22 protein-coding genes and 1 riboswitch are annotated in these 25,100 nt (G+C 30.7%); of the genes, 8 read left to right on the top strand and 14 right to left on the bottom strand.

Annotation, left to right across the window (positions count from 1 at the left end; genetic code table 11):
- Positions 1-1,690 (bottom strand): discoidin domain-containing protein (locus I4V16_RS14750; RefSeq protein WP_195966919.1); only part of this gene is annotated, 1,690 nt, incomplete at its 3' end.
- Positions 1,691-1,846: 156 nt separating this feature from the next.
- Positions 1,847-1,930, bottom strand: a riboswitch (cyclic di-GMP riboswitch).
- 134 nt (positions 1,931-2,064) lie between these two features.
- Between I4V16_RS14750 and I4V16_RS14745 the strand changes: the two genes are divergently transcribed.
- Complete coding sequence (locus I4V16_RS14745; RefSeq protein ID WP_195616781.1) at positions 2,065-3,696, top strand: GxGYxYP domain-containing protein; 1,632 nt, start codon at positions 2,065-2,067, stop codon at positions 3,694-3,696.
- Between the two features lie 148 nt (positions 3,697-3,844).
- Here the strand turns inward: I4V16_RS14745 and gatY are convergent, their stop codons facing one another.
- From gatY to nagA, 3 genes are read right to left on the bottom strand one after another with little or no spacing between them, the layout of a single operon-like run.
- Positions 3,845-4,696 carry a tagatose-bisphosphate aldolase subunit GatY gene (gene gatY, locus I4V16_RS14740; protein WP_049180108.1) on the bottom strand — a complete coding sequence of 284 codons (852 nt, stop codon included), beginning with the start codon at positions 4,694-4,696 and terminating at the stop codon, positions 3,845-3,847.
- A gap of 19 nt (positions 4,697-4,715) precedes the next feature.
- Positions 4,716-5,240: a hypothetical protein gene (locus I4V16_RS14735; RefSeq protein ID WP_049180107.1), complete on the bottom strand. Its 525-nt coding sequence runs from the start codon at positions 5,238-5,240 to the stop codon at positions 4,716-4,718.
- The gene (gene nagA, locus I4V16_RS14730) at positions 5,240-6,379 is read right to left on the bottom strand and encodes an N-acetylglucosamine-6-phosphate deacetylase (protein ID WP_049180106.1); all 1,140 of its coding nucleotides are present in this window, start codon (positions 6,377-6,379) and stop codon (positions 5,240-5,242) included. Before nagA ends, I4V16_RS14735 begins: the two co-directional genes overlap by 1 nt.
- 171 nt (positions 6,380-6,550) lie before the next feature.
- On the opposite strand from nagA, the gene I4V16_RS14725 reads away from it, so the two are divergent.
- From I4V16_RS14725 to yajC, 3 genes are read left to right on the top strand one after another with little or no spacing between them, the layout of a single operon-like run.
- Positions 6,551-7,729: an SIS domain-containing protein gene (locus I4V16_RS14725; RefSeq protein WP_080351899.1), complete on the top strand. Its 1,179-nt coding sequence runs from the start codon at positions 6,551-6,553 to the stop codon at positions 7,727-7,729.
- 46 nt (positions 7,730-7,775) lie between these two features.
- Entirely contained in the window at positions 7,776-8,207 is a 432-nt protein-coding gene (gene agaF / locus I4V16_RS14720) for a PTS galactosamine/N-acetylgalactosamine transporter subunit IIA (protein ID WP_049180105.1), read from the top strand.
- Between the two features lie 2 nt (positions 8,208-8,209).
- The gene (yajC, locus tag I4V16_RS14715) at positions 8,210-8,488 is read left to right on the top strand and encodes a preprotein translocase subunit YajC (RefSeq protein ID WP_049180104.1); all 279 of its coding nucleotides are present in this window, start codon (positions 8,210-8,212) and stop codon (positions 8,486-8,488) included.
- 126 nt (positions 8,489-8,614) lie between these two features.
- On the opposite strand, the gene I4V16_RS14710 is transcribed toward yajC, so the two are convergent.
- Complete coding sequence (locus I4V16_RS14710) at positions 8,615-9,781, bottom strand: AraC family transcriptional regulator (protein ID WP_049180103.1); 1,167 nt, start codon at positions 9,779-9,781, stop codon at positions 8,615-8,617.
- A gap of 350 nt (positions 9,782-10,131) precedes the next feature.
- Between I4V16_RS14710 and agaV the strand changes: the two genes are divergently transcribed.
- The 3 genes from agaV to I4V16_RS14695 are packed head-to-tail and all read left to right on the top strand — an operon-like array spanning position 10,132 to position 12,262.
- Positions 10,132-10,608: a PTS N-acetylgalactosamine transporter subunit IIB gene (agaV, locus tag I4V16_RS14705; protein WP_049180102.1), complete on the top strand. Its 477-nt coding sequence runs from the start codon at positions 10,132-10,134 to the stop codon at positions 10,606-10,608.
- Positions 10,609-10,629: 21 nt separating this feature from the next.
- Positions 10,630-11,445 (top strand): PTS sugar transporter subunit IIC, encoded by an 816-nt coding sequence (locus tag I4V16_RS14700; RefSeq protein ID WP_049180101.1) that lies wholly within the window; start codon positions 10,630-10,632, stop codon positions 11,443-11,445.
- A complete protein-coding gene (locus tag I4V16_RS14695; protein ID WP_080351898.1) occupies positions 11,435-12,262 on the top strand; it encodes a PTS system mannose/fructose/sorbose family transporter subunit IID in 828 nt (275 codons plus the stop codon). Before I4V16_RS14700 ends, I4V16_RS14695 begins: the two co-directional genes overlap by 11 nt.
- A 77-nt stretch (positions 12,263-12,339) precedes the next feature.
- Here the strand turns inward: I4V16_RS14695 and I4V16_RS14690 are convergent, their stop codons facing one another.
- From I4V16_RS14690 to I4V16_RS14655, 9 genes are all read right to left on the bottom strand, one after another.
- Positions 12,340-14,061 (bottom strand): S8 family peptidase, encoded by a 1,722-nt coding sequence (locus I4V16_RS14690; protein WP_242974213.1) that lies wholly within the window; start codon positions 14,059-14,061, stop codon positions 12,340-12,342.
- A gap of 8 nt (positions 14,062-14,069) precedes the next feature.
- Positions 14,070-15,866 (bottom strand): S8 family peptidase, encoded by a 1,797-nt coding sequence (locus I4V16_RS14685; RefSeq protein ID WP_099328829.1) that lies wholly within the window; start codon positions 15,864-15,866, stop codon positions 14,070-14,072.
- Between the two features lie 196 nt (positions 15,867-16,062).
- Positions 16,063-16,248, bottom strand: coding sequence for a hypothetical protein (locus I4V16_RS17515; RefSeq protein ID WP_242979714.1), 186 nt, complete (start codon positions 16,246-16,248; stop codon positions 16,063-16,065).
- A complete protein-coding gene (locus I4V16_RS17510) occupies positions 16,245-16,400 on the bottom strand; it encodes a hypothetical protein (protein WP_242979715.1) in 156 nt (51 codons plus the stop codon). Before I4V16_RS17510 ends, I4V16_RS17515 begins: the two co-directional genes overlap by 4 nt.
- 260 nt (positions 16,401-16,660) lie before the next feature.
- Positions 16,661-18,703: an SH3 domain-containing protein gene (locus tag I4V16_RS14675; RefSeq protein ID WP_049180098.1), complete on the bottom strand. Its 2,043-nt coding sequence runs from the start codon at positions 18,701-18,703 to the stop codon at positions 16,661-16,663.
- Between the two features lie 153 nt (positions 18,704-18,856).
- Positions 18,857-19,594 (bottom strand): chitin disaccharide deacetylase, encoded by a 738-nt coding sequence (gene chbG, locus I4V16_RS14670; RefSeq protein WP_195617592.1) that lies wholly within the window; start codon positions 19,592-19,594, stop codon positions 18,857-18,859.
- Entirely contained in the window at positions 19,591-20,484 is an 894-nt protein-coding gene (locus I4V16_RS14665) for an ROK family protein (protein WP_049180096.1), read from the bottom strand. Before I4V16_RS14665 ends, chbG begins: the two co-directional genes overlap by 4 nt.
- A 69-nt stretch (positions 20,485-20,553) precedes the next feature.
- Positions 20,554-21,882, bottom strand: coding sequence for a PTS transporter subunit EIIC (locus I4V16_RS14660; protein ID WP_195617593.1), 1,329 nt, complete (start codon positions 21,880-21,882; stop codon positions 20,554-20,556).
- Between the two features lie 51 nt (positions 21,883-21,933).
- Positions 21,934-23,238: a 6-phospho-beta-glucosidase gene (locus I4V16_RS14655; RefSeq protein ID WP_049180094.1), complete on the bottom strand. Its 1,305-nt coding sequence runs from the start codon at positions 23,236-23,238 to the stop codon at positions 21,934-21,936.
- A gap of 171 nt (positions 23,239-23,409) precedes the next feature.
- Between I4V16_RS14655 and I4V16_RS14650 the strand changes: the two genes are divergently transcribed.
- Entirely contained in the window at positions 23,410-24,765 is a 1,356-nt protein-coding gene (locus I4V16_RS14650; protein WP_195617594.1) for a PLP-dependent aminotransferase family protein, read from the top strand.
- Positions 24,766-25,100 lie beyond the last annotated feature (335 nt).

Here is a 25,100-nt window from a genome sequence, read left to right as displayed (position 1 = left end):
CAACTTCATTTGTAAACTCATTTGAATTATATGTGTTTGTTTCCCAATAGGTATCTAAATTACCGTCTATAGCATTAGCTATTACTTGTGAATCATAATGCCTTCCATTATTTTTGATTCCTTTTATATTGCTATTATTCATCTTAAATAAATTTGAATATTCGTTGTTAGAATAATCTTCAAATCTTGTTGTAATTGCCGTTGTTGCCTCAATTTTATTTTCTTGTAAAAGTATTTTAGCATTTTCTATATCTTCTTTAAATTCTTCATAAAGTGGATGATCTTTAACTTCATTTTCTAAAGCTTCTAACTTTTCTACTGTATTAAACTCCTCACTAACTTTACTCATTGTAGCATCAGTAAATAAATTTGCTATCTTGTCACTTACTCTATCTTCTTTATAAAATCTAAACTCAGCTACAAACGGTCTATCTATATAAGCTTTTACAAATTTAAATTTTATTCTTTTAAATTTAGTTGGTTGAAATTTAAATTCCAAGAAATCATTTGTACTTTGCGCACTTCCTGTTGCTACCAATTGGAAAGTATCACCCTTTGTTGTTTCTGAAGCGTATATTTCAAACTTTTCTGGGAATCCCTTTCTATTATCTCTTGCTAAAAATGCAATTCTATTTAAAACTTCTGGTTTGTCCAATGTGAATATTACTTCATTTGTAAAATCTTCAGTATTATTAGTTCTTGTTTCCCAATGTGTATCTGGATTATCATCTAACATATATTCTAGCTTAGTAGTTGGATAAACTCCTCCATTTGCACTTACATTAACTATATTAGAATTAGGCATTCTATAAACTTCACTATACTCAGCATCTTTTCCATTATGATAGGCTTCTAACCTTGAAACCTTTACAGTTGAAGGTTCAATTTTATTTTGCTCTAAAAGTATTTTTGCATTTTCTATATCTTCTTTAAAAATACTATAAAGAGGATGTTTTTTTGCCTCTTCTTCTAAAGCACTTATCTTTTCTATAGTATTAAACTCTTCATTAACTTTACTCATTGTATCATCAGTAAATAAAGTCTTCATTTTATCCCTTAATTTATCTTCTTTATAGAACATAAATTCTGATGCTGAAGCCCAGTTTTGGTCCGCTTCTTTAAATATAAATTTTATTCTTTTAAATGTTGTTTTATTAAATCTAATTTCTACTACATCTCCAGTAGAACCTGTGTATTCACCGCTACTTATTAATCTGAAATCATCCTCTTCATCCGTAATTGATCCATAGATTTCAATCTCTTTAGCAAACCCCTTACCTTTAGCTGAAGATTGTCTTGCTGCATACACTATTCTGTTTAAATCTGTTAATTCTTTAAACTTAAATACTACTTCATTTGTAAATTCAGAAGTATTTTGTTTTCCTGTTTCCCAATGAGTGTTAAAATCTCCATCTATAGCATTATTAGCAGCAGAAGCACTATTATAGTTACCTCCATTAGGAGTTATAGACTCAATATTTGAGTTATCCATTTTGAACGCTTCATCATAAGCAGTTATATTACTACTATTTAGTAATTCAAATTTACTTACGTTTGCTTTCGTAGATTGAACCCCTTCAGTTAAAGTTAAATTACTTGATATTTCATCAGCTAAAACCTGTATTGACGGTGCTGAGAAATTAAGGATTACTGCCGCGGCCATTATGGCTGCAATTTTTCTTTTATTCATTTGTTCCCCTCCTGATTATTATCCCCCTCAGAAGTACATTAAAAAAAGCTACTCTAAAAGAGTAGCTCTATATTATCCTCATAAATAAGTATTCTTGCATAACAAATAAAAGCATTGATACTAATTAATCTTAGAAACAAAAAGTATAATGTACTCTTTGGCAACTGGCTGACATAGTTATTAACCTTAGTCCCTATAGCTTTGCGTCTTTAGGTTTCCCTAAATTTGCCTATTAAATTTTAATTACAAATGAATATTATCATTATTCTAGAAAAAACTCAATAAATTTTAACAATTTTTTTACCGATGAATATCTTATCTCTAAGTAACTAATCCTAATAAATATAAATCTTTATCATAGGATGTGTTTACATATGAAAAAATATCTAAAAATATTTTCTGCTATTCTTTTAGCACTAATCTACTTTATTGGACCTATTCACTATAAATTTAATCCCTATATACAAACCTTTAACCACTCTATTATAGATAACTCTGGTTCTTATATTAAAAATTCAGTTATACCAAAAAAACTTTATGTCATTTCTGAAAATGATATGACTAAGGCAGAACAAACAATGATTACTACTCTTCAAGGAATAGTTTCTTCTAAATCCAACGAACAAATTTATATACTTAGTGATTCTGAACCTGATTACAAATTATGGCTTGAGGATTTAAAGAAAAACTACAATGTTAAATACAAAGTAATAAAAAATCCTTGGAAGTTATTAAAAACTTTTAAATCATATGTAGATGGGTATATTTTATACACAACCTTCAATCCTCCGTCTATAAATAACGCCTGCTCCCTTGCTTCATTAAAAAACTCCCTTGCTATTGATGAAGCTATAGAAGAGATGGTAAAGGAACAAGGCTTAACAAAATTAGTTAAAGACTGCAGGAATACAGATAAATATTGGGCATTCAATACCCTTTGGGATTCAGGATTAAATCATTCTACAGTTATAGAAATATCCCCTGATAAACCTATGGCCCTAAGGGATTATGCTATAACATCAAAATCACTAGTTTTTTATGAGGATAATATAAATGACTCATCATTTAGAGAATCAATTTTTAAATCTATGGATGATAATAGTCACTGCTTAGGTTGGGGACCTGATGAACATACCAATGTAACCATAGCTTCTAAGTATGGGATAGATGTAACTGCTGCTGATTGGTCTTATAATCTTTCTGTGCTAAGCTCTTATCCTTCTACCCCACAAAAGCAAAGGCAAGACGCTAACTTTAAAGGGGAAGATGGAGTTCATTATGTTACATTTATTATGTCTGATGGTGATAATCAGCAATGGATGCTGGGAAGTAATTATAGTGCAAAAAATTGGTTTGGTTCTAATTATAGAGGAGATTTTAATTTAGGTTGGTCTATAAACAAATCACTTTATTACTTAGCACCCACAGTTTTCCATAAGTATTATGATAGTGCAAATTCCTCTAAATATTTTGATAACTTTGTAACCTCACCATCTGGTAACGGATATATGTATCCTAGTAAATTTCCTATAAATAAATTGGATAGCTATACCAATATACTAAGTGAATATATGAAAAATGTGGATCAAAATTATGTTCTTATACTAGATGATGAAGCTTTATATAAAACAAATGTATGGGATAAATACACCTCCCATGATAATATCCATGGACTTTTATATCTCAACTACTATAAAAATAATAGCTATGAAGGTAAGATAGTATGGTCTAATAATAAGCCCATAGTATCTTGCCGTGATTTGCTTTGGTGGGGGTTAGAAAGTGAAAACAACCTTATTGATAATATAAATAAAAGAATTAACTTAGGATACACAGACATAAAAAACCCTAACTCCTACTCCTTTGTTTACGTTCATGTATGGAGTAATACTATGGATAACGTTAATGATGTGATTAATAAATTAAGCCAAAATCCCAGGGTTAGAATTGTAACTCCAAATAATTTTATGAAACTTATTAATGAAAATGTAAAATCTAACTCATAATTACTATAGATAAAACCGTAAATAAGCAAAATAAAAGGAAAGAAACTACAAATGAATTTCTTTCCTTAATTCTTTCTAATAAGTTCGGCCTAATAACCTACTAAAAAAATATATATAAATTATTATTAGAGGCTTAATTAATATCTGTCTATGCTTTATTCTCACAGCCACATACTCTTATTTTTTCTTTTACAAAAGCTTTGACTTCTTCCATTCCAGCCTTATTATATTTTTTAGGGTCTATTGTATCAGGTTTTTCTGCAAGATATTTATTAACTCCATTTGTAAAAGCTATTCTAAGTTCTGTTGCATAATTAACCTTACAAATTCCTCTTCTAATAGATTCTTGTACCTTTTCATCTGGAATTCCTGATCCACCATGTAATACAAGTGGAACTGATACAACTTTTCTTATTTCCGATAATCGATCTAAATCTAGGTGAGGTTCACCCTTATACATTCCATGAGCAGTACCTATTGCAACTGCTAGTGAATCAACTCCTGTTCTTTCAACAAATTCCTTAGCTTGAAGTGGGTCTGTATATGCATCACCATCACCACCATCTAAGTCATCTTCTTTTCCTCCTACTTTACCAAGCTCAGCTTCTACTGCTATACCTGAAGGTTTGCACATATCAACAACAGCCTTCGAAACCTCTATATTACTTTCAAAGTCACTATGTGACCCATCTATCATAATTGAAGTATATCCTGCTCTATAAGCTTGTGATGCTAGTTCAAAGCTTGATCCATGATCCAGGTGCATAACTACTGGCACCTTTGCTTTGCTAGCTGCCACCTTAACATTTGCTAAGAAATAATCAAGTCCTGCATACTTTACTGTAGATGGAGTAGTTTGCATAATAACTGGAGCGTTCATTTCCTCAGCTGCACTAATAACTGCCATTACCATTTCCATATTTTCAACATTAAATGCTCCTATTGCATAATGCCCATCTTGAGCTTCTTTTAAAATCTTTTTTGTTGTAGTTAATTCCATAATAAATCTCCTTCCAAACCTATAACTTTTTCATCTTTGAAAAAGCAATCATATTAATTACTGCTGAATACACACTATATATTGCAACTAATGCGCTTAAAGCTATAAATATAAAATTGAAATTTTGTTGTATTGCATTTATAACAATAAGAATTCCAAAAAGCACATATGCACATGCCTTCATAACAGCCTTATCTTTTTCTTTGCTGTTTATTATTTGATATAACTTAGAAGTCTTATTTTCTTTATTAAAGTTTTTTACTACCTTTAATTTATTAAGGAAATAGGCTCTGAAATATATCTCGCTTAATACTACTGCTCCAATACCTACTAAAAGAGTGTTTTCTAATGACTTAAAATAATCTCCTAATAAAACAAGAATAATAACAATTAGGGAATATCTATAATAAATCAGCCTAAATTTTTGTTCACTATCCTTATCTATAAGATAGGCTCTCTTATTAAAAATGTTGTAATAAACAGCATTTCCATATCTATCTAAATAAATATTAGGACCAGCTAAACTAGATGTGTTCTTTCTCATTACAACATCACCTTTCCAAGACAATATGTTTGATGTACTGAGTAATCATCATTAAGCACCACTAGATCACTATCATACCCAACACCAATTCTTCCCTTATGCATATCTATACCTAAACATTTTGCAGGATTAATTGTGCATGCATTAATAGCATAATTAAAAGGAACCATAGCCTCTTCAACTAATATTCTAAGACCTTCATTCATTCTTAATGTTGAACCAGCTAACCCCTTTGTCTCAACTAAATGAGCACTACCATCCTCGTATATTTCAATTTCATTTCCACCAAATATAAACTTAGTACCTGGCTCAAATCCTTTTGCCATTAAAGCATCAGTAATCATAATTCCGTAATCTGGCCCCTTAGCATTAAAGAAATTATATAATGCTGCTACAGTTGAGTGATTTCCATCACAAATTACTTCTCCATACATTCCCTTAACTCTATAGGCTGCTCCAACCAATCCATTCTTTCTGTGATTAAATGGAGTCATGCCGTTATATACATGTGTTTGAGATCTTGCACCATGTGCAAATCCCATTATTGCCTCTTCATATGTAGCTGCTGAATGCCCCATACTAACTACTACTCCATTTTTAAATAAGTACTCTGTTAATTCATGTTCATCATCTATTTCTGGAGCTAAAGTTACATATTTTATTAATCCTTTTGCCACCTTTTGATAATATTGAAATTCCTTAATTGTAGGCTTGGCAATATACTCCTTTGGTTGAGCTCCCTTATATTCCATATCAAGGTATGGTCCCTCAAAATGTATTCCTAATATTTCTGCCCCTTCATACCCCTCTTCTACAACTTTTGCCACATTAGCTAAAGCATTAGTAAGAACTTCTTTACTTTGGGTTATTGTTGTAGGTAGTATGGAAGTTACCCCTTCACTTACTATCCCTTTTGTCCACTTTCTAAGCCCTTGAGCATTAGCATCATTAGTATCAAATCCATATGCTCCATGACAATGGATATCTATAAAACCTGGCAGAATTCTTTTATCTCCATAATCAAAAGCCCCAGCTTTTTCATTGTAGTTATAAATATCCGTTATTTTATTATCATCAATTTCAATTTGAGCTGGAATAAATTGATCTGCTATCCAAACCCTTTTACTTTGTATTAACATACTATTCCCTCCTTATCCCACTTTACCTTTATTATACCTAGGTTTATTCCTTGAATATTTGCACTTTTTAGCATACATATTATATCTTTCAGTACTTGCATTGTATAAAAAAAACTCTCAACTATAATTAAAATTAACAAATCTATATTCAAAATAAAAAGGGGGATGTATATGAACATTTTCAATATCACTGAGGAAGAAATGAATCAAACTTCTTCAACTAGTACATTAAATGAAATTTATCAACAACCTAAGACATGGAAAAAAACATTATCTCAAATTACAGAAAGTAAAGACTCAATAAAAGCTTTTATAGATCAAGTTATTAAATGTGATGACTTCGATATTATATTAACTGGTGCAGGTACCAGCGAATTTATTGGGAATTCATTGTATCCTTATTTAAATAAGGAACTAAATTATAAAGTAAAATCTTATGGAACAACTGACATAGTTGCATCACCAGAAAATTATTTATCAAAAAATAAGCCAACTTTATTAATAAGCTTTGGTCGTTCAGGTAATTCACCAGAATCCATAGGTGCAGTACAAGCTGCTGGTGCTGTTTGTAAAAACCTTTATAACTTATTTATTACTTGTAATAAAAATGGTGCCCTATCAAAAATGGCAGAAGAACTAGATAATTGCTATGCAATAAATCTTACTGATGAAACACATGATCAATCTTTTGCTATGACATCAAGTTTTTCTAATATGTACTTAGCTGCATATCTTTGTTTTAATCTTGATAAATTAAACGAAAAAACAACAGTAATAAATGATATCTGTTCATCTGTTGAAAAGTTCTTAAATAGCGGATATGAAGTAGCTAAAAGAATAGTAGATGAATATAATTTTGAAAGAATAGTTTACTTAGGAAGCAATACCTTAAAGGGAATATCTCAAGAATCATCATTAAAGATGCTTGAATTAACTGCTGGAAAAACAGTTGCAGTATTCGATACTCCGTTGGGCTTTAGACACGGACCAAAATCTATAATCAATGATTCGACATTAACAGTTGTATATGTAAGTGATGATAAACATACTTATAAATATGAATTAGATTTAATAAAAGAAATAAGTAATCAAAGAAAGAACAATGAGTTAGTTATAGTATCTAACAATCCTTCTGATGAATTAGCTTTCTTAGCTGATTACATAATTCCTTACAATATTAAATCTCATGTAAATAATGCTGAACTAGGATTAGCTTATATTACATTTGCTCAAACATTATCAGTATTAAAATCTTTATCTATTGGATTGACTCCAGACAACCCTTGTCCATCAGGAGAAGTAAATCGTGTAGTTAAAGGTGTTACTTTATATCCATATACTTGCATTTAGTATATGGATATAAACTAAAGTATAATTTAGTATAGGAGAGGATTTTATGGTAGGATTAATAATTAGCGGTCATGGGAATTTTGCATCTGGTCTTCGTACATCATTAAAATTAATAGCTGGAGAGGCTTCCAACATCGAATATGTTGATTTTATAGAAACAGATTCAACTGAAAGTTTAATGGAAAAGTACTGTAATGCTTTAAAAAACTTAGATAACTGTGATAGCATTCTAGCTCTTAGTGATTTAGCTGGAGGTTCACCATTTAAAACTTTAGTTGAACTAAAAACAAAAATAGAAAAGCCAATGGAAGTAGTAGGTGGGACAAACCTACCTATGGCTCTTGAAATTTCTATGACAAAAGATATTATAGATGACTTATCTTCTTTATCCGAAACAGCTCTAGAAGTTGGTAAATCTGGGGTTGTAAAATTTGAGTTTATAGTTCATGAAGATATTGATTGTGAAGGTGGGATTTAGTAATGATAAACTGGGAAGTTGTTGCTTGGACTTGTATAACTATTGCTGTATTAGCTGGTATTGCTGCTCTAATACTATTCTTTATATCAGCAAAAAATGTAAAGAAAAGACGTTCAGAACTTAACGATCTTCATGTAGATTTAAAACCTGGAATGAAGGTAATGTTCTGTGGTGGGGTTTATGGAAAATTAGTTAGGGTAGGAAAAGAAACTGTTGAAGTTGAAGTTGCTAAAAATGTAATAATAACAGTATCTAGGTATGCAATTCAAGGTACTGTATAAAAAATCGACGACTGTAAAGCCGTCGATTTTTTTCAGCGTCTTCTAGCTTTTGCAAATGCATATAAGCCAAAAAACAAGTTCATGTAATTTTATTTTTCATTCTTTAGGTATAAATAACTTTATATACTATTTAAACACTGTTTGTGCATATTCACTAGGACTCATTTCATAATGCTGTGTAAAAGCTCTAGAAAAATAGTGTATTGAATTAAAACCTAGCATAAATGCTATTTCACTAATAGTATATTTATTTTCTTTTATTAATTGTTTACTCTTTGATAATTTTAAATCATTAATATATTTTTTAGGAGATGTATCTAAATTATTTTTAAACAATGTTTGCAAGGAAGATCTTGATACTGAAAACTTGCTACAAAGTTCCTCTACTGTGATTGGCTCACAAACCATCTTGTTAATATAATCTACTATTCCTTCTAATAACTCATCCTGAAAATGCTGCTGCACTTCAGTAGGTAGCTTGGACTGTTCCTCTCCTAAATAATCGTATTGGAATAACCTAATAATTATCTCATGAAAATTACTTAAAATTAAATTCTCTGAATATGGTATGGTGGATGATATATTTTTTGAAAAAACTCTTATAGCTTTATAAAGCTCCTTTCTACAATGAAACACTTTATTACAAATTAGGCTATCATCTTCGCATTCCATATTAAACATAACAGTTAAATAAGAACATGATGAATCACTATTTACTGTTTGTGTATGAAATTGGTTCTTACCATAAATTATTAAATCATAGGGATTCAAAGTATAATCCACATTATCAATTGATGTATCTAATGTACCATTATCAACAAAAGTAAGCTCATATACATTATGACTCTCCCCCTTAAACTTATAATTTGGGCTCTTAATAGTATAATAGTAAGCTATAATTTCAGGAATATTTATTGTTGATAAAATCCTATTATAAACATATGGTGGATTTAAAAACTCAATATTAAGATTATAGTTGGAATGTATCCCCAAGTTAAATGTAGTTTGTTCTGTTAAAGGAATTATGTTAAAAAACATATTTGCTTTTATCTCTAAATTTCTATGAATTGCAAAAAGCTTAAATTCCCCATTACTTGAATCACTTATTAATATTGATGCTATTCCCTCTATCACTTCAATATATACTGGTTCAGAAAAATTATATAAGCTAGAAATTACCCTATCACTTGTCACAATCTTTTTCCGTATTAAGTCATCACTTTGTACATTTTTAGTCTCATCATAAATAGAACCATACTTTCTAAATTGAGGACTTGATGTTTTATTATACATAATAAATCACCTCTCTATTAAATATATCTAAAATATTCTTTAATAAATTCCCATACTTCCCCAACATAAGTTTTAAATTTCTCTTACTAGCATATTCCTAAAAACTACAAACTTTATATTTTTTAACTATTCATTCTTATGTTAACACATTATATTTTATTACAAAATATAATTTTCTCAACTTTTCATACACTTTTATACTATTACACTTCCAAACATCAAATTTGTAAACGTTACTAAAAAAAGTAAAATATATACCAAAAAGTGTAAAGATTCCTTTTAATTTTTCTCCTATAATTATTATCAAAGAGTAGATAACTTTTTACAAACTACTCAAGGGAGGTGAAAGGATGCCAAATATTATTTTAACAAGAATCGATAACAGATTAATTCACGGACAAGTTGCAACACAATGGTGTGGTTCTATTGGAGCGAACTTAATTTTAGTAGCCAATGATGTTGTAGCTGGGGACAAGCTTAGACAAGGGTTAATGGATATGGCTGCTCCAGCCTATGCTGCAACTCGTTACTGGACACTAGAAAAAACAATAAGCACAATCCATAAAGCTAGTGCTAAACAACTTATTTTTATTGTATGTGAAACTCCTTCTGATGTTCTAACTTTAGTTGAAGGCGGAGTTCCAATAAAAAAAGTTAACATTGGCAATATGCATATGGCTCAAGGAAAGAGACAAGTTGCTGGATCTGTTGCTGTAGATGACAAAGATGTAGAAGCATTTAGAAAATTAAAAGAATTAGGAGTAGAACTTGAAATTAGAAGAGTTCCTACTGAAAGCTCTGAAAATATCGAAAAGATATTTAAATAAATTTAGAAAGGAGAATGTCATATGGATTTTAATGTTGTACAAATTCTTCTGGTTGCATTATTTGCTTTTATAGCAGGTATTGACCAATTCAACTTCTTGGAATCATTATATCAACCAATTGTATCTGGTGCTGTTATCGGTGCAATACTTGGAGATTTACAAACAGGACTTATTGTAGGTGGTACTTATCAATTAATGACAATCGGTAACATGCCAGTTGGAGGTGCTCAACCACCAAATGCAGTTATCGGAGGAATAATGGCTGTTATATTTGCCATTTCATCTAAGTTAGAACCAGCTGCCGCTGTTGGACTAGCTGTTCCATTCTCTTTAATAGGACAATATTGTGTTACTTTCGTATTCACATTAATGTCACCATTAATGTCAAAAGCAGATAAATATGCTGAAAACGCTGATACAAAGGGTATTGAAAAATTAAACTACGGTGCAATGGCTGCATTAGGATTATTCTTTGCTGTTGTTGTTGTAGCTGGTTTATTAGGCGGTAGTGCATTAGGTAATACATTATCAAACTTATCAGATAAATACTCTTGGTTCATGGATGGACTTAGTGCTGCTGGTGGAATGATGCGTTACGTTGGATTTGCAATTCTTTTACGTATCATGTTATCTAAAGACCTATGGGGAATTTACTTTGGTGGATTTGCACTTGCAACTATCATAGGTAGCATAGAATCATTAGCTGGTTCAGCATTATTACTAGTAGCATTTATCGGTATAGCTGTAGCTGTTTATGACTTCCAAACTAATGTAAAAATCAAAACTACTGCTGGTGAAATATCTGTAAGAGGAGGCGATGACGAAGATGGAATCTAATAACACATTATATAAAGATTTGACTCCTGCTCCAAAGCTTGATAAGAAAACGCTTAATAAGATGGTTTGGCGTTCATTATTCTTGCAAGCTTCATTCAACTACGAAAGAATGCAAGCTGGTGGATGGTTATATGGTATATTACCTGGATTAGAGAAAATCCATACTAACAAGGATGACCTTTCTAAGTCAATGACACATAACTTAGAATTCTTTAATACTCACCCATTCTTAGTTACTTTCGTTATGGGTATTATATTATCATTAGAGCAACAAAAGGCTGATACAGCTACTATTCGTGCTGTCCGTGTTGCTGCAATGGGGCCTTTAGGTGGTATAGGAGATGCTATCTTCTGGTATACACTAGTTCCAATTACAGCTGGTATTACTGCTAATATGGCAATAGGTGGATCTTTAGCTGGTCCAATACTATTCTTATTAATATTTAACGTAGTTCAATTTATAGCCAGGTATTGGTTAATGCATTGGTCTTACAACTTAGGTTCTAAGGCAATTGATATATTAACTAAGAACGCTAAAGAATTTACTCGTTCTGCTTCTATGTTAGGTGTATTCATAGTTGGTGCTTTAACTTCTAACTATGGTGCTACATCATTAGCAATAGAAATAGCAAATGGTGATTCTCCAATCAATATTCAAAATATATTAGATGGTGTATTACCAAAAATAATTCCATTAGCATTAACATTAATGTTATACTATTTAGTTAAAAAGAGAAAATGGAGCCCTGTTGCTTGTATAGGTCTTCTACTTTTAATTGGTATCGTTGGAGGATTCTTCGGAATATTCGCTGTTTAATACAAACAATTTAGATTTAAAAAGGAAGTTGTAAATAATACAACTTCCTTTTGATTTAAATAATATATTACTAAAACTTAAGTCATATTCTGAAATATACCTATAAGATTTAATAATCCATATCCTAATTGTGGGTTAGGATAAATATCACCTGGTCTCTTTGATGCTCCTCTAATTATATAAGTTTTTATAGTCTGAGAATATATATATGGATCATTTCCCTCTATTATTCCCCATTCTAACAACAATGCACATGCTCCAGCTAACACTGCTGCAGCAACACTGCTACCACTTACATATATCTCTTTTCCACCAGGATATAAAGCTAAAGTACTAATACCGCCTGCTGCTAAATCTATTCTGTCAATATAATCATACTTATTAGCGACTCCTGAAAAACTTACTAAATTATTATTATTTTGATTATAAACTGCTGCTGTTACAATATACTTTGATGCTGCAGGATTCATAATTGTTCCATATGGGTCAGAAGGATTAAAAAAAGCTTTGGAATTAATAATTCCACTTTGTAAAAGCCATCCATTGTATATTCCATCGGTTATAAATTGACCAGTTAACCTAAATAACCATATACCCTTTTTTATATTTTTAAACTTGACACTTATTAATTCATCTCCTGATAACTCTTCTGGGATATAATATTTAACTGCTATAGATGTATTTTCAAAAATAAATGTATAATAATCTTTAGAATTTATAATTGACGGTGTTATACCAGTATTTTCTCCTGATGGCGAAATAACTTCAATTGTCATTATATTAGGTGAATCTATCCAAAACTCTACTGATAAAAAATCCATATCTTCAGTTACCTCTAATTGAATAGAAGTTTTTTCTCCCGAATATGATAATTTTCCAGACACATGTCCTCTTTCTGAGCCTTCATTTCCAACACCAGTTACAAATACAACTCCTCTATTCATTGACATATCTTCAATAAATTCTTCTAGAACCCCATTTCCCTTATGATTTCCCGAATTAGTCCCTAATGGCAAATATAGTACTAATGGCATTTTTTCATTTTGAGCATGATCGTATAAATACTGTATGGCAGTAAATAATGAAGTTATATTATATACAGGTACATCAGTTTTAAATTTCTTTTCAGCTATTTTATCTTCTGCAAGCTTTACAACTGCTAAATTACACTCAGGAACCACTCCTTTTAGCCTATGTTTACTACCTCTTGCAGCAATAATACTACTCATAGAAGTACCATGTCCAACTTCATCTTTACTTGGTACTATTTCATAAGGGTCTCCTCCATTCCTCCAAAGATTAATTGCTTCATTAATTTTATCAGAAAAGTAAACAGTTCCACTGGGGATTCTAGTATCTTCTTTCTCTGACTTGATAGTTTGGTCCCAAATACAATGCAATCTCGTTCTACCATACTCATCCATAAACTCTTCAGATAGATAATCTATGCCCGTATCTACAATTCCCACTAATATCCCCTTGCCAGTTAAATTCAATGGTTGAGAAATCTGAAATGAACGTATTTGAGCTGCATCAATAGGGGATATACTTTGTAATGTATAAAATTCAGGCTCTTTCATATAAACAATTGAATCAAATTTTATTTTTTCTATATTGTTATTTCCATCTGATTTGAAAGATAATATTGCGTATTTATCGTTTATAATAGTTACGTAATAATCTGGATTTTTTGAAATCTCTTCAACTATATCACCCTGATACTGAACCACAATATTTAAATAACTATCATTATTGAAAACATTTTTAGGCGTACTATATATATTTCCTATCTTAATCACCTCTTAACTCATGGTAGCCTTATAAATAGATTTCCTATATAAAATTCTTTTTCTCCATTACTACTTCTATTGCTATTACTTGTATAAGCTCCACTAATAAAATTAAATGTTCCTAACAAATTCAACTTTCCAAATCCAATTTCCCTGCTTGGATACTCAATATTTAAACTTCTATCCGCGCCGTACATCAAGTATGTCCTTACCTTTGTTGAATACATTGTCTTATCATTTTCCTCTATAATTCCCCATTGAAGTAATAATGCACAAACTCCACTAGTTAAAGCAGTTGCTGCCGAACTTCCAGACAATGTTGTCTTTTTACCTCCAACTGATATTGCTCTAATATTTATACCTGGTGCAGCAATATCAGGGTTCAATAAATTATTACTATTAAAACCTCTTCCTGATTCAGATATAATAGTATCATCTATACTATTATAAAAACTTGGTGTAACAACCTTTCTTGCTGTAGATGGAATAGTTAATGTTATATATGGGTCTGGTGTTAAGAATTCAGTTCCTTGAGGTAATATATCTTTAGGTGGTAACCAAATATCTATTCTTCCATCAATAACATATTCACCTTTAAATTGTAACTTCCATAATCCTGCTTTTACACTATTAAAATATATTATAACTAATTGATGTCCTGTGAAACGTTCTGGAACAAAATGATATACTTCTAACGTTGTATTAGTAAAAATGAATTTTACCTTCTCCTTTTTACCAATCTTAGGATCTATAAATCTTGAGGTTTCTCCTGTTGGCGAAATAATATTTATTGATGCTTTATTGGGTTTTCTAATCCACGCGCTAATAGATAAAGTTTTAATCTCTTTAGGAATCTTTAGTTCAAATTCCTTAATATCACCTACGTTAATTAAATTGGCAGATACGTGCGAGCTTGATGCCCCTTCATTTCCAACTCCAGCTACAATTACGATTCCTCTTATATTTCCAACAGAAGTTATATATCTAGATAACAAGTTATTCCCATCATGTGAACCTTCTGTAGTTCCTAATGGTATACAAATTACCATAGGTCTTTTTGAGTTAACTGAATAATTCTTTAGATATTCTATTCCTGCTAATATTTCAGATTCATTGTATATTGGCTTATATTCAACTCCATTTTCTAGTAACATTTTTCTATAATTTAAAGATTCAAAAAGCTTTACTACAACATAATCACAATCAGGTGCTATTCCTTCTACTTCTTCGTCATATCCTCTAGCACCTATTATGCTAGCAACCTTAGTTCCATGACCAATATTATCCCTACTTGGAACTATACTATACGGATCTCCCCCGCTTCGAAAAAGGGTAAGTGCACTATTTATATCTTTATTAGAAAATGTTCTTCCTATAAAAACTTCTTCACTTTTTTCTTCCTGAATACTCTGATCCCATATACTCAATACTCTTGTGCTTCCATCTTCCCTAATAAATTCATTATTTAAATAATCTATTCCAGTATCAACTATACCTATTAAAACTCCACTACCCCTTAATCCCAAATAAGGATTCCTCTTAATTTCAACAACTCCTTCTATATCATTAGGAGCCATCTCTTGTAGTACATATGGGGCTCTTATTTCTATAAAAATAATTGATGGTACATCCTTTTTTAACCGTTCTATGTTTTCATAGGCAGTAGATACTACCCCTATATTTTTTGTAATTTCATCACCACATCCATAATTAATTCTATCTATTTCTTCCTTAAAATTTCCTCTATACTCAACTATGAAATTAGGTGAATCTTCATTAAAATAGTTCAAAAAACTCTTTTTCTTATCTTCCATCATACCATCCTTTTTTATTGCTTTAATATATAATAATTATAATTATTTAATAATATGATTATTATAAGAAAACTATTTATATATACATCTTAATTATATATGGCTTTTCAAATAAATAAGAATGAACCCTAATCATTATTTAATCTAGGCTCATTCTTATTTATTTTTATCATCAAGATATTCTTGCAAAACTTTTTCATTTTACTTTTTCATATATTATAGGATCCTCAAATCCAAAAGTTATTTTACCATTCTTTCTAAATACTTCACTAACATACATTTTATCATCTTCTACTTTTTCTTTTAAAGTAAACTCAGTTTCTGGTGTGAAATTACTAACACTTATTCCTTCATACGCTCCATCCTTTTCTTTATATATCATAGATGTAGTAAAATATTTTTAAACTTTCCTTGCTCATAATAACTTTCTTCAATAACAAAGTACCCATTAAAATCATTTGGTAAATTCTCTATCTTATTATTACAAACACCATTTATATGCTTTGCCTTTGGATGTTTAACTTCTCCAATCACTTACTCTTTATTTATGTGGCTATCATTATTAAATGTACCACTTAACTTATTTATAAAATCTTCTAATTTATTCATTGAAATCACTCCTTATATATTTATACTATTTCATACACTCAATTAGATTATATAGTACAAACTAAATTCTCAACTTCTTTATTTATATATTTACCAAAATTCACTTTTTAATAGCTTATAAAAAAGAAAGAGAAATCTCAAAACGATTCCTCTTACTTATTATAAAACTATCTAATGAAAGTTCATTATTCAATTATTCTTCTTGCTCTTGTTACTCTACTCCATGGTACATCAACTATTCTTACATCGGCATTTGTATTTGGAGATTCTATCCACTTACCATCCCCTATATACATACCAACGTGATCTAAGCTTGAATAGAAAAGTAAATCTCCTGGCTTTATGTCACTTAAAGATACTTCTCTTCCTTCACCTATTTGAGCCCAGGTAGTTCTTCCTATTACAACACCAGCTTGTCTAAATCCCCATTGCATAAGACCTGAACAATCAAATGCTCTATAACCCTTATCTACATATCTTTCAGCTCTTACATACCACCCTTTAGCAGTTTCATTAGGGAATTTCGCTTTTAAAGAGTTTAATGACGATGTTGTTAAATACTCTCCTGATCCTCCCCATACATATGGACTACCTAGTTGAGCCTTCATAGCTGCAAAAGCTTTTTCATAAATTGAAGTACTTTCATCATCAGTTAAATCTTCAATTATCTTTATATATTTTGAGCTCACATATCCTGGCTTACCATTAAAGATAATTTTATACCACTCTCCTGATGTTCCAGTTATCTCAACAACTTGACCTTCAAGTAGATATCCTAATGCTAAAGAACTTGAAGTAGCTTCAGTTCTTACAGTTAAGCCTGACCCTCCAGTATTATACACTTTACCTCTTTTATTTTCGATTACTGGTGAATCGCTTTCACCTGAATTAGAATTTCCTTCGCTAACTTCTTTAACATATTCCTTACTTACGTAAGCTGTCTTTCCATTGTAATTTATCTTATACCAGTTTCCACTTTCACCTGTTATATCTACTTTGTCTCCTGTATAAAGGTATCCAAGTATTGAAGAATTAGTATTTGCTTCTGACCTTACTCTTAATCCAGCACTTGCATTTATTACTTCTCCCTTTTTAGATGTAACTTGGGAACCACTGTTGTTATTGTTGCTATTATCATTTGAATTATTATCTGTAACCTTCTTTATGTAATCCTTACTTACATAAGCTTCTTTACCATTATAATTTATTTTATACCAACTTCCGCTTTCACCTATAACATCTACTTTATAACCAGTATAAATATGTCCTAGTATTGATGAACTAGTTGATGCTCCTGCTCTTACTCTTAACCCAGCATCTGCATTTATTACTTCACCTTTAAAAGTAGTTGGTGTGTTTGGTGTACTTGGTGTTGTGCTAGTAGAACCATTTGAATTTGAATTATTATCTGATGTGCTATTACCAATTTTCTTTACATAATCCTTAGAGCAATAACCGGTTTCACCTTTATACTTAATAGCATACCAATTTCCACTCTCTCCAGTTATTTCAACCTCTTCTCCATTTAGAAGATATCCAAAAGTAGATGCACTTAAGCTTGGTGCTGTTCTAACTCTTAAGTTACTTCCTTCTACTCCATAAACTTGTCCTTTTGTAACTGTTACTCCAGGTGACGGATTTGTTGGCGTAGTTGGTGTATTATTTTCTATAACTTGTACATAATCTCCATGGATAAATCCAACTATTCCTGCTGTTTTAATATTGTACCATTGTCCACTTTTAGCTATTATATCAAATGTTTCTCCCTCTCTAAGACTTCCTAAAATAGCAGAAGATGTACTTGCTGATTGTCTTATTCTTAAAGTAGAATTTCCTAAATTTACTGCCTTTCCCTTAGATGTGGCTGTACTACTATTAGAATTAGATACTTTATGAGTGTAATCCTTTGATACATATCCACTCTTTCCATTAAAGTTAATCTTGTACCAATTTCCCTTTTCTCCTGTTATCTCAAAAGTATCTCCTGCCTTTAAGTAACCTAAAATAGATGATGATGTATTTGCATCAGATCTAACTCTTAAGTTTAAAGTAACATCACTATTTACTTGTCCTTTTTCTCTACTTCTTTGATTACTTAAAATAGCTTGTCCATTAGTATTGTTATCACTTGGTAACGGTGATGCACTTACAACATTTCCTGTTAAAGTAACTCCACCTGTAACAGCAGATGCTGCTGCAACAAACTTCAAAACTCTTCTCTTTTCCATATTTAAACGCCTTCCTTGACAAAATAATCCTTATTACCTTCAATTATACTTTAATTCATACCATTTTACATTAACTTTTTTATTTTTTTGTAACTTATTCGTAATAATTTCCCAGGAAATACTAAAAAGATAGGAGTATTTGCATACTCCTATCTATAATTGGCTAAAACTTATTAGCTCTATATTGTTTTCTTTAATATATTCTTTTACTTTTCTACTTACTAATGTCTCCAATTCAATAGTTCTTTCTATTGAGTATGAAGTTCTATTTAATATATTTTGATCCAAATATCCTGGATGAGACATAAGCTCAACTGTTTCAAAATCTTTATATTCTTCTAGTAATCTAATTAAGTTATCTTCAGTAATCATTTCTTTTTCATAAAATGATTCACTAAACTTACTTGTGGATTTTATTCCTTCATACATGCTATCATAAGTTTCACCCATTAATCTAACTGGCAAATTATTTTTAATAGCAATTTCTTTAACCACTTCAAAAACTTTCTCTATTCTATGAACATGATGATGAGTATCTATATGTGTTGGCTTTATTCCATAAGATAAAAATTTATTAAACTGACACTCTAATTCTTTTCTTATATCATCTTTTTTTGCTTTTTCTTCAATTCCTTCACTCTTTAGAAAGTTCCCTTTTTCATCCACTAATGAATCTACTCCCTGAGCTAAAGGTTTTCCAGCAGTTAAAACAAAGTGTATTCCAACCCCTATCCCTGGATTTTCATTTGCTAATTTAATTGCATGATCTACAGCTTCCATGTTGCACATTAAAGTAGTAGATTTTACAATTCCCTCATTATATGCTTCAATTATCCCTAAATTAATCGCTTTTGATATACCAAAATCATCAGCATTTACTATTAACCTCATACTAAATCATTCCTAACTAAATAATTATATACAGCTCCTATTTTTCCTGATGAATTAAAGTGCTTACATGTTTCTATCTTCCAACTTTCTGTATATGGATTAATTTTTCTTAACTCTTCTTTAATATCTGGTATAAGTCTTGGAGCACCGCTTACGCCTCCACCTATTAAGAATTTTTCTGGATCAATTGAAAATCCAACATTATTTATTCCTATACAAAGTTTTCTTAGCCATTTTCTATAAGCCTCTATTACAACTTCATCCCCATTCTCTATCATTTCAAATACTTTCAAACCATTTATATCTTCAAATTTCATTTCCTTAGCTAAAGCTACCTGCTTTAATAAAGGTTCTGTAGCAGAAGAAAAACTTAATGTAGGTATATTATTATAATCTTCAAATTCCTCTATTATTATATACCCAAATTCTCCTGCAAAAAAGTTTTTTCCCACATGGATTTTATTATTTATAAACATTCCTCCACCAATTCCAGTCCCTATTGTCATACATACAAAACTTGAACAATCCTTTCCGTTACCTATCCACTTTTCCGCTAGTACAACACAATTGGCATCATTCTCAATCGCAACATTAAATCCCGTTTTTTCATTAAGTATTCCAATAAGATCAACTCCTGCTAAAACAGGTATTGCCCCCCCTTCAATAATAACTCCATTTTCATTATCGACTCCACCTGGAATACTAATACCTACCCCATCAATTTCTTTAGCACTTTTTATTATTCTTGATAATATATCAATTATTTTATCTAGATCATCCCTAACACTTTTTAATGAACCACTTTCTTCTATGAACTCATTACCATTTTCATCAAAAATTCCATACTTTATTTCTGTTCCACCAACATCGATTCCTAGGTATCTGCCCATATTTCTACTCCTTTTATAAATCAATTTACAGTCTACCTATAAAATCTAGATAGACTGTAGTTTTAATTTTTATTGCTCTTCTACTCTTTGTTTATTAGCTAACATTACGAATGGTGCATAAGCAATTATTGCAAATATAAATGTACATGCTGCTATTGCTGTTGCTCCAATGCTTCCTCCTGTGGCTACAAATGCACTAATAACTGGAGGTGTAACCCATGGTTGCGCTATATAAACATATCCTGCTATAGGTACTATGGCCGTAAAGAACCAACCAACAAATACTGATATAGTTGGTACTAATATGAATGGTATACAGAAAATTGGATCTAACACTATAGGTAATCCATAAATAACTGGTTCGTTAATTTGGAATACTGATGGTGCTAAAACTAATTTAGTTAATTCTTTATGCTCCTGTCTCTTTGAAAAGATCATTAAAGCAATTACTAATCCTAAAGTTGAACCTGATCCACCATGCATTCCATATATGTCTATTATATTTCTTGTAATTGCATGAATTGGCTCTGTATTATGAATTAAAATAGCTTCTGAGTTAGCTTGTAACGCTGGGCTATATAATGTATCCAATACTGGTCCTACAATATTTGATCCATGTAATCCAAAGAACCATAAAAGTTGTGATACTAATGTTAAAACAATTATTGTAACTGGAGATTGTCCTAAGCTTGTTAATGGTCTTTGTATAGTTTGATTTATAAACTCCTTAACTGGTGTACCTACTCCAACTAAGAATATTGCAGCTATTATACCAAATACAGTAAATACAACTGCCGCTGGAATTATAGCTGAGAACGCTTTAGAAACTGCTGGTGGAACTTGTGGTGGCATCTTAAAAGTCCATCCCTTTTGTACTACCCATCTAAATATTTCTGTAGATAAAAATGCAACTATAATACCAGTAAACATAGCTTCTGAGTTAAAATATGTCCAGGAAAGTGTCCCCCATGGTGCTCCCTCAACTGCTTGTGGTGTTAAAATAAGATAAGATACTGTCGCTATTACACCTGCAGATAATTTATCCACATTATAGAACCCTGCCAAATTATACGAAATGGTAAAAACAGTAAAGATGATACCTAGTGCTAATGTTCCCCACCACATTTGATTAAGAACAGGAAGTATAGTCTTATCTAATACTGGTTGAATGACTTCAGCATAAAAAGTAATACTATTTAGCTTTGTTCCCGCTAAAGAATCCGCTGTCAAAATAACGTCTTTTAATAATACAACAATAGCTCCTACCATAGTAACTGGCATAAGAGTAATAATACCGTCTCTTAAAGCCCCTAAATGTCTTTGACGACCTAATACTTCGGCAACAGGTAGAATTGCCTTTTCCAACCAATTAGAAAATTTGTTTAGTAAAGTGTTCATTTCCATCCCCTCTTTCTTATTTATTTAATCAAACACATTTGTGTCTAATGACTATTTAAAGTCCCCTAAATGCTCCTTATGAGCTTCCAACATTTCATCCAAAATTACCTTTGCAAGATCATCTGAAGGTATTAATGGATTTATACAAAGAGCTTTTAATGCATCTCTGTAGCTTGAATTAACTGCTGCTCTAGCAGCTAATACTTCAAAATCTTTAATTTGTGAAACTAGTCCACTTATCCCCTCTGGTAAATATCCAACTGACATTGGCCTTGCACCATTTTTAGTTATTACGCAACTTACTTCAATTGCATTATTATCTTTAAAATTCTTTATAGTACCATTATTTCTTGTATTAACAACCTGAATGTCATGCTTGTCATTATATATTGAGCTAATTAAATTACATGCTGCATCACTGTAATATGCTCCTCCTCTTTGTTCTAATTGAGGTGGTTTTACATCTAATGTTTCATCTTTATATAATTCAAATAAGTCAGCTTCTAATGCTTCTACAACTTGGCCTCTAACCTTACCTTCTTTAAACTCTTCTAACTCACTTTCTAACATATCCTTTGTCTTATAGTAGTACTTGTGATATGGGCACGGAATTATTCCTAACGCTCGTATAAAATCAGCATTAAATGGAAGGTCTTTTATGTTTTGCATTGTCATTGAAGACTCTGCTAATCTTTCAACCACTTCCTCAGTAACATCTACTCCGTCTAACTTCGCCTTTAATCCGTAAACCATATGATTTAAGCCAGCAAAGTCAACCTCAACCCTATCTCTTTCTACTTTTAACAAATCTGCAACTCCAAACTTCATATTTATAGGAACATTACACAATCCTAAGAATCTATTAAAACTTGTATAGTTTAAAACCGCCTCTGTAATTATTCCTGCTGGATTTGCAAAATTTATAATCCATGCATTTGGACAAAGCTCTTCAACATCCCTTATAATATCTAAAATTACTGGTATAGTTCTTAAGGCTTTGAATAATCCACCTGCACCATTTGTTTCTTGTCCAATTACTCCATGAGATAAAGGAATTCTTTCGTCCTTTATTCTTGCTTTCATTGTTCCTACTCTTAATTGAGTTGTAACAAAATCTGCATCCTTAAGTGCTTCTCTTCTATCAAGAGTGTCATATATCTTTATTGGTAATCCAGCCTTAGCTACCATACGTCTTGCTAAATTACTAACTATTTCAAGTTTTTCTTTTCCTTCTTCTATATCAACTAACCAAAGTTCAGTTAAAGGAAATTCACTATATCTTTTTATAAAACCTTCTACTAATTCAGGAGTATAACTTGATCCCCCACCTATTGTAACAACTTTTAACTTATCCATATTTTCCTCCTTTTTTCCATCTTATATTTGTTATGATAAGACATAAATAAAAGGTTTTCAATGATATGAAAGCACAACTGTACTAGTATAGTTGCAGAGAAGTGTATACATTTTCATACTTTCTATATATAATGATTTTAAGTACTTTTTTAGTTTTTTCTGGAGTCGACAATGAATCTTTATATAAAAATAGCTAAAGATATAAAAAAATTAATTATAGAAAATAAAGTTCCTAGTGGAGGAAAACTTCCCTCAATTAACTCCCTTTGTAAAAAATATAATTGTAGTAAAGGAACAATTATTAAAGCATATGATTCCCTTTGTAAAGAACATCTTGTTTATTCCTTTCCTCAAAGTGGATTTTATGTTGTTGATAGTATGATAAGAGAAGGTGATGAAAACTCATCTATATATGATCTTTCTTCAGGTAATCCAACAATTAATTCAATTCCAATACAAGAAATAAAGCATTGTTTAAATACTGCAATCGAATTGTATAGTAATAGTTCATTAGAACTTAGCCTTGCTGGTTCTCCATCTTTAGGTAAAATTCTTCCGGATCATCTTGCAAAGCAACATGTTTACTGTGATACAAAGAATATCTATCTTGCCCAGGGAATACTACAAGTTCTAACCGTACTTTCTCAAATGCCTTTTCCAAATGGTAATGATACAATTCTTATCGAAGAACCATCCTATTCTTTTTTTATTAGATATTTAAAGTTTGAAAACAAAAAGGTAAAAACTATAAAAAGAGATGAAAATGGAATTGACTTAAATGAACTTGAACAAATTTTTAAGAATGATGAAATAAAATTTTTCTATACAGCACCTAGAAATCATAATCCTCTAGGAACGCACTATAGTAATAAACAAGTACAGGCTATAATTAATTTGGCACATAAGTATAACGTATTTATAGTAGAAGATGACTATTTTGCAGATTCCTGTAATCTTTCAAGATATTCCCCAATTTACTATTACTCTAATTTTAAAAATTGCATTTATTTAAAAAGCTATACAAAATGTATTCCATATATAAGAATAGGTGTTGCAATTATTCCTGATGAATTAATTGATGCTTATAATGAAGGAATAGGCTACTCATACTATTACTCATACTATATGCCATCTCTTGTTTCTCAAGCGACCTTAGAAAGCTATATTAAAAGTTCACTTTATGATAAACATACACTTGCCATATCAACTACAGTTAATAACAAACTAAAATTAATAAGAAAAATTACAAAGAAATGGGATTCGGAATTAATTAAGCTCATTGGAGCAAGCTCAGGATATTACTCTACCCTAAAACTTTCACCTAAAATAAATTGTAATAAACTAATAGAAAATCTTCGTAATAGAAATGTACATATAAAATCAAATATAGAAAGTTTTTATGACTCTAATAACTTTGATAATAGTATAAGAATTAGCGTTGCAAGAATTAATAAGACTAGATTAGAAACGGCGTTAAATATAATCTATGAAGAAGTTTTAAACATTGCAAATCAAAACCACTCATAAAAAATGAGTGGTTTTTCTCTCTCAAATAAATTAAGGGGCTGTATCAGATTAAGGTTTTTACCTTAGGCTGATATAGCCTTATTTTTATAATTTTAAATTTTATTCATAACTTTATATGTACTTATTTCCAGTTTTTTTATTTTTAAGCATAAGAAAATAAGGACAATTTTAAAATTATCCAAATTATTACTATATTGCACTAATTAAGAAGCTTGCTGCTTGTGAAGCAGCTTCCCGTTACGTTTTTGAAGAGTTTTACTATGTAATTTGTTAACATTATATCCAAAAGCCATTAATAAAAATTCCGTACGAACTTTAGGCATACCACGCATCAA

The organism is Clostridium sp. 1001283B150210_160208_E6 (assembly GCF_015669365.1).
In the GTDB taxonomy this organism is placed as follows: domain Bacteria; phylum Bacillota; class Clostridia; order Clostridiales; family Clostridiaceae; genus Clostridium; species Clostridium paraputrificum.
Note: the sequence above shows the minus strand (reverse complement) of the source record. Positions and strands in the feature narration are given on the sequence as shown.

Coding starts and splice junctions, on each gene's coding strand:
- I4V16_RS14745 (WP_195616781.1), top strand. CDS start 2,065: ATGAAAAAATATCTAAAAATATTTTCTGCTATTCTTTTAGCACTAATC.
- gatY (WP_049180108.1), bottom strand. CDS start 4,696: ATGGAATTAACTACAACAAAAAAGATTTTAAAAGAAGCTCAAGATGGG.
- I4V16_RS14735 (WP_049180107.1), bottom strand. CDS start 5,240: ATGAGAAAGAACACATCTAGTTTAGCTGGTCCTAATATTTATTTAGAT.
- nagA (WP_049180106.1), bottom strand. CDS start 6,379: ATGTTAATACAAAGTAAAAGGGTTTGGATAGCAGATCAATTTATTCCA.
- I4V16_RS14725 (WP_080351899.1), top strand. CDS start 6,551: ATGAACATTTTCAATATCACTGAGGAAGAAATGAATCAAACTTCTTCA.
- agaF (WP_049180105.1), top strand. CDS start 7,776: ATGGTAGGATTAATAATTAGCGGTCATGGGAATTTTGCATCTGGTCTT.
- yajC (WP_049180104.1), top strand. CDS start 8,210: ATGATAAACTGGGAAGTTGTTGCTTGGACTTGTATAACTATTGCTGTA.
- I4V16_RS14710 (WP_049180103.1), bottom strand. CDS start 9,781: ATGTATAATAAAACATCAAGTCCTCAATTTAGAAAGTATGGTTCTATT.
- agaV (WP_049180102.1), top strand. CDS start 10,132: ATGCCAAATATTATTTTAACAAGAATCGATAACAGATTAATTCACGGA.
- I4V16_RS14700 (WP_049180101.1), top strand. CDS start 10,630: ATGGATTTTAATGTTGTACAAATTCTTCTGGTTGCATTATTTGCTTTT.
- I4V16_RS14695 (WP_080351898.1), top strand. CDS start 11,435: ATGGAATCTAATAACACATTATATAAAGATTTGACTCCTGCTCCAAAG.
- I4V16_RS14685 (WP_099328829.1), bottom strand. CDS start 15,866: ATGGAAGATAAGAAAAAGAGTTTTTTGAACTATTTTAATGAAGATTCA.
- I4V16_RS17515 (WP_242979714.1), bottom strand. CDS start 16,248: ATGATATATAAAGAAAAGGATGGAGCGTATGAAGGAATAAGTGTTAGT.
- I4V16_RS14675 (WP_049180098.1), bottom strand. CDS start 18,703: ATGGAAAAGAGAAGAGTTTTGAAGTTTGTTGCAGCAGCATCTGCTGTT.
- chbG (WP_195617592.1), bottom strand. CDS start 19,594: ATGAGGTTAATAGTAAATGCTGATGATTTTGGTATATCAAAAGCGATT.
- I4V16_RS14665 (WP_049180096.1), bottom strand. CDS start 20,484: ATGGGCAGATACCTAGGAATCGATGTTGGTGGAACAGAAATAAAGTAT.
- I4V16_RS14660 (WP_195617593.1), bottom strand. CDS start 21,882: ATGAACACTTTACTAAACAAATTTTCTAATTGGTTGGAAAAGGCAATT.
- I4V16_RS14655 (WP_049180094.1), bottom strand. CDS start 23,238: ATGGATAAGTTAAAAGTTGTTACAATAGGTGGGGGATCAAGTTATACT.
- I4V16_RS14650 (WP_195617594.1), top strand. CDS start 23,410: ATGAATCTTTATATAAAAATAGCTAAAGATATAAAAAAATTAATTATA.